Origin of the sequence: Holdemania massiliensis AP2, from assembly GCF_000327285.1 — a bacterium.
Taxonomy (GTDB): Bacteria; Bacillota_I; Bacilli_A; order Erysipelotrichales; family Erysipelotrichaceae; genus Holdemania; species Holdemania massiliensis.
The window spans coordinates 990,892-1,000,126 of sequence record NZ_HE998568.1 but is presented as its reverse complement, the minus strand read 5'-3'; the positions used below and the strand labels follow the sequence as shown (position 1 = coordinate 1,000,126).

At 40.1% G+C, this 9,235-nt stretch carries 9 protein-coding genes; 8 read left to right on the top strand and 1 reads right to left on the bottom strand.

Annotated features, from left to right (window positions below; genetic code table 11):
* Nucleotides 1-289 precede the first annotated feature (289 nt).
* The 4 genes from BN162_RS12435 (at nucleotide 290) to BN162_RS12420 (ending at nucleotide 4,620) form a co-directional block, all read left to right on the top strand.
* The gene (locus tag BN162_RS12435) at nucleotides 290-727 is read left to right on the top strand and encodes a PTS sugar transporter subunit IIA (protein WP_020225443.1); all 438 of its coding nucleotides are present in this window, start codon (nucleotides 290-292) and stop codon (nucleotides 725-727) included.
* Nucleotides 728-747: 20 nt separating this feature from the next.
* On the top strand, nucleotides 748-1,596 hold the full coding sequence (locus BN162_RS12430; protein WP_020225442.1) for a PRD domain-containing protein: 849 nt from the start codon (nucleotides 748-750) through the stop codon (nucleotides 1,594-1,596).
* Between the two features lie 103 nt (nucleotides 1,597-1,699).
* A complete protein-coding gene (locus BN162_RS12425) occupies nucleotides 1,700-3,127 on the top strand; it encodes a PTS transporter subunit EIIC (RefSeq protein WP_020225441.1) in 1,428 nt (475 codons plus the stop codon).
* A 77-nt stretch (nucleotides 3,128-3,204) separates the two neighbouring features.
* Nucleotides 3,205-4,620 (top strand): glycoside hydrolase family 1 protein, encoded by a 1,416-nt coding sequence (locus BN162_RS12420; RefSeq protein ID WP_020225440.1) that lies wholly within the window; start codon nucleotides 3,205-3,207, stop codon nucleotides 4,618-4,620.
* 69 nt (nucleotides 4,621-4,689) lie between these two features.
* On the opposite strand, the gene BN162_RS12415 is transcribed toward BN162_RS12420, so the two are convergent.
* Entirely contained in the window at nucleotides 4,690-5,325 is a 636-nt protein-coding gene (locus BN162_RS12415) for a TetR/AcrR family transcriptional regulator (protein WP_167540022.1), read from the bottom strand.
* A gap of 281 nt (nucleotides 5,326-5,606) precedes the next feature.
* Between BN162_RS12415 and BN162_RS12410 the strand changes: the two genes are divergently transcribed.
* The 4 genes from BN162_RS12410 to BN162_RS12395 all read left to right on the top strand — a co-directional run bounded on the left by BN162_RS12410 (nucleotide 5,607) and on the right by BN162_RS12395 (nucleotide 9,079).
* The gene (locus tag BN162_RS12410; protein ID WP_020225438.1) at nucleotides 5,607-6,476 is read left to right on the top strand and encodes a DegV family protein; all 870 of its coding nucleotides are present in this window, start codon (nucleotides 5,607-5,609) and stop codon (nucleotides 6,474-6,476) included.
* Between the two features lie 277 nt (nucleotides 6,477-6,753).
* Nucleotides 6,754-7,554 carry a MerR family transcriptional regulator gene (locus tag BN162_RS12405; protein WP_020225437.1) on the top strand — a complete coding sequence of 267 codons (801 nt, stop codon included), beginning with the start codon at nucleotides 6,754-6,756 and terminating at the stop codon, nucleotides 7,552-7,554.
* Complete coding sequence (locus BN162_RS12400; RefSeq protein ID WP_020225436.1) at nucleotides 7,551-8,363, top strand: ABC transporter ATP-binding protein; 813 nt, start codon at nucleotides 7,551-7,553, stop codon at nucleotides 8,361-8,363. The genes BN162_RS12405 and BN162_RS12400 overlap by 4 nt, the downstream gene beginning before the upstream one ends.
* Nucleotides 8,363-9,079, top strand: coding sequence for an ABC transporter permease (locus BN162_RS12395; protein ID WP_020225435.1), 717 nt, complete (start codon nucleotides 8,363-8,365; stop codon nucleotides 9,077-9,079). The genes BN162_RS12400 and BN162_RS12395 overlap by 1 nt, the downstream gene beginning before the upstream one ends.
* The last annotated feature ends 156 nt before the right edge of the window (nucleotides 9,080-9,235 follow it).

Below are 9,235 nucleotides of genomic sequence, written 5' to 3'. Positions count from 1 at the left end.
GTCTTCTTTTTCATTTTACTGGTGATTTTTCAGACTAATAAACCAATACATCGTTACTAGTTGAATATTTACTTAAGAAATCAAAAAATTTTAAGCCATGAAAAAGCGCTTCAATCAAATAAAGGTAATAATTAACAAAAAAATAAAAGTTATTGACAACGCTTACATTGTTTGCAATAATATAAATATATTAAGACAGCACATTAGGATTGTTATTGTGTTAAGCAAGCGAGACCTATTTGCACATTGTTGCGGATAGGTCTTTTATGTATTTAAAAGGAGATACTTTATGAATGTTTATAGTGTTGTTCAAGGATTGGCTAAGAATTTAGATAATGTAAGTGATCCGGTTTTTTCCAAACGGATGTTAGGCGATGGAGTAGCTGTCGAACCAAGCAATTCAAGAATATTCAGTCCTGTCGATGGAAAAATTATAATGTTTTTTGAAACAAAACATGCTTTAGGAATTCGAGCAGAAGACGGTGCTGAACTATTGCTTCATATTGGAATTGATACGGTGGAATTGAATGGTAAACCCTTTAAAGAACGAGTTAAGATTGGAGATTCCGTGTCACGGGGTGATTTATTATTGGAGGTTGACTTCCCAATGATAAAAAAATCAGGCTATGATACAACCGTAATGCTTATTGCTACTAACCGAAAAATTCAGTTGATTAAGGATACTGGGCAAATCAGCATGTATGAACCAGTTTTCAGATTATTATAAAGCAAGCGAGGTGAGAAGAAATGATAGCCACTAAAATATTTAATAACAATAGTATCGTTTCTATGAATGATAAAGGCGAAGAAATTATTTTAGTTGGAGGAGGCATTGGATTTGGTATCAGAAAGAATGACGAAATTGATGAGCGGAAAATCGAGAAAGTTTTCTGTTTAGAAAAAGAAACTAATTATAAGTTTCAAAGCATTGTCAGGAATACTCCTTTGCAGTATATTCTTGCTGCTGATCAGATTATTACATATATAAAGAAGAACTCTTCTAAAAAAATTAATGACTTTATTTATGTGACACTCACCGATCATATTTATACAACGATAGAGCGCGTTAAAAACCATATTGAATTTGATCAAGTTCTGCTGACCAATGTAAAAAATTTATATCATGAAGAGTATATCTTAGGCTTAGATGCCTTAAAAGTTCTTCAATCCCGGTTACATATTAATATCCCAGATTCTGAAGCAAATTTTATTGCATTGCATATTATTAATGCTGAAATGAATTGTTCTATGCCAATGATTTATGAAATCACATCAACAATTGCTGAAATTGCACATTATGTGTCTGAAACCTTGCATACAGAACAGAATACCATTTCTTTTGATCGATTCATGACCCATTGCCGTTTTCTGATTCAACGAATTTTTAATAAAAATGAAGATGAAGTCAATAACGCATTATTTGAAAACATTCTCACAGACATAGAAAAATCGCATACTGAGGAATTGAACTGTGTTGAACATATTATGGATATTATCAAAGAAAAATGTCAGTATGAAATTAACGAAGATGAAAAAATGTATTTAATGATTCACTTAATTCGCTTAAAGAATAGTAAGTATCAGAATAGACAATAGTCTGTTTTAGATAAAGGATTAGACTTGCGCAAGTTTAATGTGCGGCTTACTGCAGACGGCTGTACAAATCCAGCATGTAGATAGTTGATAAGGAGGATAAACTATGACAAAGTTTTCAAAACTATCTGAGCAGCTTTTAAAGGGAATCGGGGGTTTGAGTAATATTACTTATATTACTCATTGTGCCACTCGTTTGCGCGTAAGTTACCGTAACAAGGAACTGCTTAAAATGGAATTGCTAGAAAATCTGCCGAATTCATCAGGAATTATTGCACTAGCGGGAACTGTTCAGATTATTATTGGAACCGATGTTCACGATGCGTACAATGAATTTTTAGAGTATACAGGTTGGACTGAATCAGAAAATTCGGAGGGAATTGTAACAGAATCAGAAGAATCGCAATCTTATGAAAAGCGAGATTTTCAGTATTATTTATTGAAATTCAGCAATTTTATTGCACCGATATTCATGCCGATTATTCCTGCGTTAATTACAGGAGGTATGATTTTAGCTATTAAGAATTTGTTGGTTAACTACTTCGGTGTTTCAATTGACAGCGGTACTGCACAATGGATGTTAAATATTTTTGATGCTGCTTTTAAATTCCTGCCTATTTATATTGGTTATACAATGGCTCAGCAGCTAAAAATGCAGCCGATTATGGGCGCCATGCTCGGTGCAGTTTTGATTTCTCCCACATTTGAAAACGGTCTGATTCCTGATATTTTCGGATTACTAGTTCCGCAAGTCAGCTACAGATCTACAATCCTTCCAGTTATCTTGGGAGTTGCCCTGATGTATTTTGTTGACAAGGGATTAAAAAAAGTATTACCGAAGACGTTATCTTACTTTTTGAAACCACTCCTGACTATGATTATTGTTACTCCTGTCGTATTGATTCTCTTAGCCCCTGCCGGAAATTTGCTGAGCGGATATGTAGCGGATTTTGTGCTTTGGGTATCCAACACCTTAGGTATTATCGCATTGCCTTTGCTTTCGATGATTTATCCATATATGGTCATGTTTGGTCTTGATAAAGGACTGCATCCAATTGCTTTGGAATTGTTGGACAAACTGGGATATAATCCAGTAACAATTGTAATTGGGTTTATTTCTAATATCTGTATTGGTGCAACAACACTGGCGCTGGCATTCTCCATGAAAGACAAAGCCCAGAAAGCGACCGCAGTTTCCTCAGGAATCACTGCGTTGTGTGGCGTAACGGAACCTGCCTTTTATGGACAGTTAATATCACATCCTAAATGTATGATCGGCCATGCTGTCGGGGCATTATGTGCTGGCTTATTTGCAGGATTCTTTCATTTGAAAACATTTGTGCATGGAGGATGTCCGGGTTGGCTCACGCTTTTATTCTTTGTCGATCAAAATGGAAATATTAATTATGTCCTAATTGCCATCGTAACGGCTCTGATTGGAATGATTGTATCTTTCTTTGCGACCTGCATAATCTTAAGAAGAGAAGGCAAATTGGAGAATAATAAAAAGTTTAGCAATGAAGTAATTAACTAGTGATCGTTTCTGTTTGTTTAAGAAAAATATACAGATTGTAATTCCAAGGATAAAAAGTAATAAAGGAGGTAATAGGAATGATAAAAATGATAAACGGAGATCAGATGCTTTGGGGTTCTGCGACGGCAGCCTATCAATGCGAAGGAGCATGGCAGGAAGATGGAAAAGGAACCAGCATTTGGGATGATTTTGTACATAGCAATAAGAATACGAAGGGCATAACTGCGGATGTTGCCTGTGACTTCTATCATCATTTTGAAGAAGATATCCGGATGTTAGCTGAAGGAGGACAGAATACATTTCGCTTCTCCATTAGCTGGTCGCGAATTTTCCCTCATGATGATGGTATCGTAAATGAGGCAGGAGTCCAGTTTTACAATCAAGTTTTAGATATTTGTGAAAAGTATAAAGTACTTCCCAATGTAACCTTATTGCACTACGATTTACCAAGCTACATTGGTGCTGATGGATGGGAAAAAAGAGAAACAATTGATAAGTTTGCAGCTTATTGCAAAAGATGTTTTGAGATTTTCGGTGATCGAATTCCATATTATGCAACGATTAATGAGCCTAATCACAATTCCTATTGTTCATATTTAGTGGGGAATTATCCACCGAATCATGTTGGCGATGTCCAGAATTTAGTTAAAGTTTGTTATCACAATATGGTTGCGAATGCAAAGGCAATTCAGGAATTCCGAAAGCTGAAATTGAAAGCCAAGATTGGAATTGTAAATTCCGGGGCAAGTCGTGCAGATATTTTAAAAGATACACCCGAATATCGAGAAGCCAAACGATATGCTAATATGCTGTTTCATGGATGGTTGATTGGAGCAGCTGTACTCGGAAAATTTCCTGACGATTTAGGGGATACACTGCGGAATTTAGGGGTTGATTTATCCTTTGTTAAACAAGAAGACTTAGATTTAATTAGAGAAAATACAGTTGACTGGATTGGGGATAATATTTATGCTCGAAAAGTAGTAAAACCGTATGAATTTGGAGAGACACAAATGGTCGTTAATAACGATCCGCATCATTCTCAAGCTTTAGAGGGCGTGACGGTCAAAGGATTGTTCCAGCCGGATATCGATCCAACAACAAGAAAAAATCCTTGGGGTCGTGAGATATATCCCAAGTGCGGCTATGATGCGCTGATTCGTTTGCGAGATGAATATAATAATATACCGGTGTTCATAACAGAGAATGGACATGGAATGTTTGAAACGGTAGACGAAAAGGGTGAAATTAATGATCAGGAACGAATCGAATTCTTAGAAGAGTATTTAGATTTCTTTGCTAAAGCAAAGGAAGAGGGATGTAATTTGCAGGGTTACTATATCTGGAGTACAATGGATTTATACAGTTGGATCAATGGTTATGAAAAACGCTACGGTCTTGTTCATGTTGATTATGAAAATAACTGTAAACGTATACCTAAAAAAAGTTATTATTGGTATCGTGACTACATTGAATTTCAAAAGAATCAGTAGTTTTTGTAAGCAACGATTCATTTCTAATCAGGAAAATGCCTGTGCTTAAGTCAGTAAAGCACAGGCATTTTATACAGTCGAGGAAGCGCTGATGGAAAGTTGGTCTAATTCGAGTTGTCTTTGTCGAAACACACCATTAAGTCCATCAAAAATAAGCAGGCCTGTCAGCTTTGAAATTTCCTCCAGTGAAGATGAATGATCATCGGATGAAAACCATTGCTGATATACGGAGATCAATCCGGATGCAATGAATTCAAGCACATATTGAGGAAGAACATTGTCATTTGGAAAATATTTATCAAATTGAATGAGAAGATGATCTTTGACGACTTCTTTTACTTTATTCAGCAAATGACTGTGGCCGGAAGATTGGAGCAAGCTGTGAAAAAAGAGGGCGTCCTGATTGATCATGGTTGTCAGTTTTTCAAACAATGGATAGGGATTAAGCCGCTCTGCGGAAAAATCAGTGCTGTCAAGAATTTCGATTAAAGACTGAATAATGTCATTTTCAATATCATTGAGCACATCATAGATGGAGTTATAATGCGTATAAAAAGTCTTGCGGTTAATCAAAGCGGTATCGGCGATTTCCTTTATCGTGATCTGCTCAATGGATTTCATACTCATTAATTGAATTGTGGCATGGATGATTGCTTTACGCGTCTTGATCACGCGTTTGTCTTTTTTATTTAAGTTCTTTTCCATTTCATCACCTGATTTGAACATAGTATAATCCTCAGATGTTGCTTATGTCAATGAAGAAACAAATATGTAGAGAAAAGCTAAATTAATCTGTAATGATCTCAGCTTAATCAACATAATAATTTCATATTGCCCAATAAGAAACGATAAAAGCGAATTTGACCATTGCTTCAAAGGTTTGATAGGCTTATACTTCTATCGTCGAATAAGTAGCAAGTGTTGCTTATTCTTTGAAAAGCGCGAAAAACATCTAAACTTAAACTTTATCAAAGGAGGACTACTGAATGAGTGATTTTATTCTGATAACCGACAGTACTGCAGATATGCCAGAATCCTTCTATGCCCAACATCAAATTCCAGTTTTATCCTTAACCTATACCATGCGTGGCCGGACTTACACACAAACTGACAGCTTGCCGATGAAGGAATTCTATGACCAGCTGCGCCAAGGCGAAATGCCTGTGACCTCGCAGGTAAATCCGGAAGCAGCGCTGACAGGTTTCCGTAAAGCAGCTCAACAGAATAAAGATATCCTGTGCCTTTGTTTTTCCTCAGCTTTAAGCGGAACCTATAACAGCTGCCGGATCGCGGCGGAAATGTTGAAGGAAGAAGGCTTTGCCCGCAAGATCATCGTGATCGATTCGCTCTGTGCATCGACCGGAATGGGCCTGCTGCTGCATAAAGTCTGTGAAATGAAGCAAAAGGGTGCTTCATTGGAAGAAACGGCAGACTGGATTGAAGCCCATAAACTAAATGTCTGTCACATCTTTACTGTTGATGATCTCAATCACTTATACCGCGGCGGGCGGGTGTCTAAGACAACGGCAATCGTCGGTACGATGATCAACATCAAACCGATTCTGCATGTCGATAAGGCAGGAACGCTGCAGGTGATCGGGAAGGTGCATGGCCGCACAAAATCACTGAAAACGCTTGTTGATCTGATGGAAGAAAAGATGGGCAGCTGGAAGGATAAGAATGATATCTTCATGATCTGTCAGGGAGATGTTCAATCAGAAGCCCAACAAGTAGCCCAAATGGTCAAAGAACGCTTCGGAATTTCTCAGTCGCTGATCAGCTATACCGGCCCAGTAATCGGCAGTCATACCGGCGCGGGAGTTATAGGCTTGTTTTTCATGGGCGACGAACGCTGAGTTTCCCAAAAATTAAAAGTGATTCTCAGTTCCTTTCCTCCTATTCAGCATGAACATTGATCAGCCTGATGAAACAAGGCCGGTATTTTTAAGCATGTCTGACTTTTATGACAGCTGAGGATTGCGTTTTTTACTCGCACCTAACATACAGCAGGTGCTTTTTTATGTTTTAGAGAACAGTCGGCGATGTTTTTTGCATTCTTCAGTGAAAAAGAAAAGAAAAGACTTGCTTGTGACGCAGCGTCATTCGTTATACTAAAACTAAGGCGGTGAAATGATGGAAAAACAAAAAGCGATTCCTGAAGGATTTATGGCAATTGGCGAAGCTGCCAAAAAACTGGGGGTTACTGTAAGAACGCTGCAGCATTACGATAAAGAAGGATTGCTTTCTCCTTCGGCAGTCAGTTCGGGCGGCCGACGCTTATATACAAATAAAGATTTGGTCATGGTGCATCAGATCCTATCCCTGAAGCATCTTGGATTTTCGCTGTCCGATATTAAAAACAGACTGATTCCGCTGGACAGTCCGGCAGAAGTGGCCAGTGCTTTAAGTGATCAGGCGAAGGCCCTGCGTGAAAAAATTGAGGGCCTGTCGCAGTCCCTGCAGGAAATTGAGACGCTTCACCAAGAAGTGTTGAAAATGGAAGCCGTGGATTTCAAAAAATATGCGGATATCATTGTGAATCTACAAATGAAGAACGATTTTTACTGGCTGATCAAACACTTTGATGATCAAATGCTGGATCATATCCGGCAACGATTTGATCAGGAAAGCGGAATGAGTTTCATTCGGACATTTATGCGGATTCAGGAACAAGCGATTCAACTGTATGAAGATGGGATATCGCCGGATAGTGATCAGGGTCAGGCTCTGGCGGAAGCCTTCTGGAAATTGATTGATGAGTTCACCGGCGGTGATCTGAGTCTGCTGCCGAAACTGGTGGAAATCGGAAAATTTGAAGGCAGCGAGCCGGGCTGGAAAGCGAAACAGTCGGAAGCTAATGCTTTCATTGGGCCAGCTTTGAATACCTATTTTGAAAGGAACGGATTTAATCCGATGCAGGAGGAGAAAGGATGAATACAGCGATTGAGGTTCACGGACTGACCAAGCAATACGGGAATCACATTGTTTTAAAGAACCTGAATTTTACAGTGTATGAAGGGGAGATTTTCGCTTTGCTGGGCGTCAACGGAGCGGGAAAAACAACGACCCTGGAATGCATCGAAGGTTTAAAAAAGGCGGATGACGGTCAGATCCGGATTAACGGTAAAATGGGCATCCAGCTTCAATCCGCTTCCCTGCCGGAACGCATCCAGGCCCGCGAGGCTGTCAGCTTGTTTGCTTATTGGAACCAAACCGAGCCGGATCCGGGGTTATTGGAAACAATGGGAATTCAGGAGTTTGCGAAAAAACAATATGTTCAGCTGTCAACCGGTCAAAAACGGCGGCTTCATTTAGCTCTGGCGCTGATCGGGAATCCGGATATTCTTATTTTGGATGAGCCCACAGCCGGACTGGACGTCGAGGGCCGGATCGCGCTTCATGAACAAATTCGCCAGCTGAAAGCGCAGGGAAAGACAATGGTGCTGGCCAGCCATGATATGGTGGAAGTAGAAAGTCTGTGCGATCGGATTGGGATTTTGATTGAAGGCAAGCTTGCTTTTGTCGGAACGGTTGCGCAGCTGAATGAAAAGATTGGAAAACAATATAATATTTCAATTCGCTCAGAGGCAGGAGTGGCTCAGTTTGCCACTGAAGATATTGCTGAAACACTGCTTACACTTTTAGCTCAATACAAGGCTGAAGGCAAAGGCATCAGCGATATTCATGTAGACCGGGGTTCGCTTGAACAACATTTCATTTCGATGACACGAGGAGAAAAATGATGAAGGCATTTTTATACGGAATTGCATTGCAGGGGCGTCTGGACATCCGAAGCAAGACGCTTTTGATTACCTGCTACCTTGTACCCCTGCTGTTTTTTGTTGTCATGGGCGGAATTTTCACTTCGATCATGCCCGGAACTGAAGCGACGTTGATTCCCGCGATGACGGTGTTCGGCGTAACGATGGGAGCTTTGATCGGTCTGCCGCCGACATTGGTTGAAATCTATGGAACGGATATCAGGAAAGTCTATCAGGCGAACGGCGTGCCTTTGGTGCTGGGACTTGTTCTCTGCAACATTTCAGCTTTTGTTCACTTATTCATTATGAGCCTGATTCTTTATTTTGCAGCGCCGCTGTTGTTCCAAGCCGAATTCCCGATACAGACTGGAGCGTACTTTGGCTGTCTTGCGATTTTTATCGCAGTATCGCTGAGCATCGCCAGCGTGATTGGATTGGCCGTTCGCGATCAGGCGAAAACCTCGATGGTTTCAATTTTATTCTTCCTGCCTTCGATTCTGCTTTCCGGCATTATGTTTCCGGCCGAAATGCTGCCGAAAGGGTTCGCGGCGGCAGGGCGGTTTTTCCCTGCCTCCTGGGGCTATCCGCTGATGAGCGGAGCTGTCTTTCAGGCGGAACTGCTTATTCCGCTGCTTGCGATGTTTTTGACCGCTGGATTGATCTGCGCTGCACTGCTGAAAAGAATCAGTCGGAAATAATCAAAGCAGTCTGCTGAAAACTGACAATATTGAACACTAAATGCGGAGATCCGAGGAATGAGAATTTCTGTTATCGGCTGAATGGGCCTCCATGATAAAAGGAATGACAAAATTACGCAGAGAACTGCGCCTTATTTTGCCATTCCTCTTTTTTAT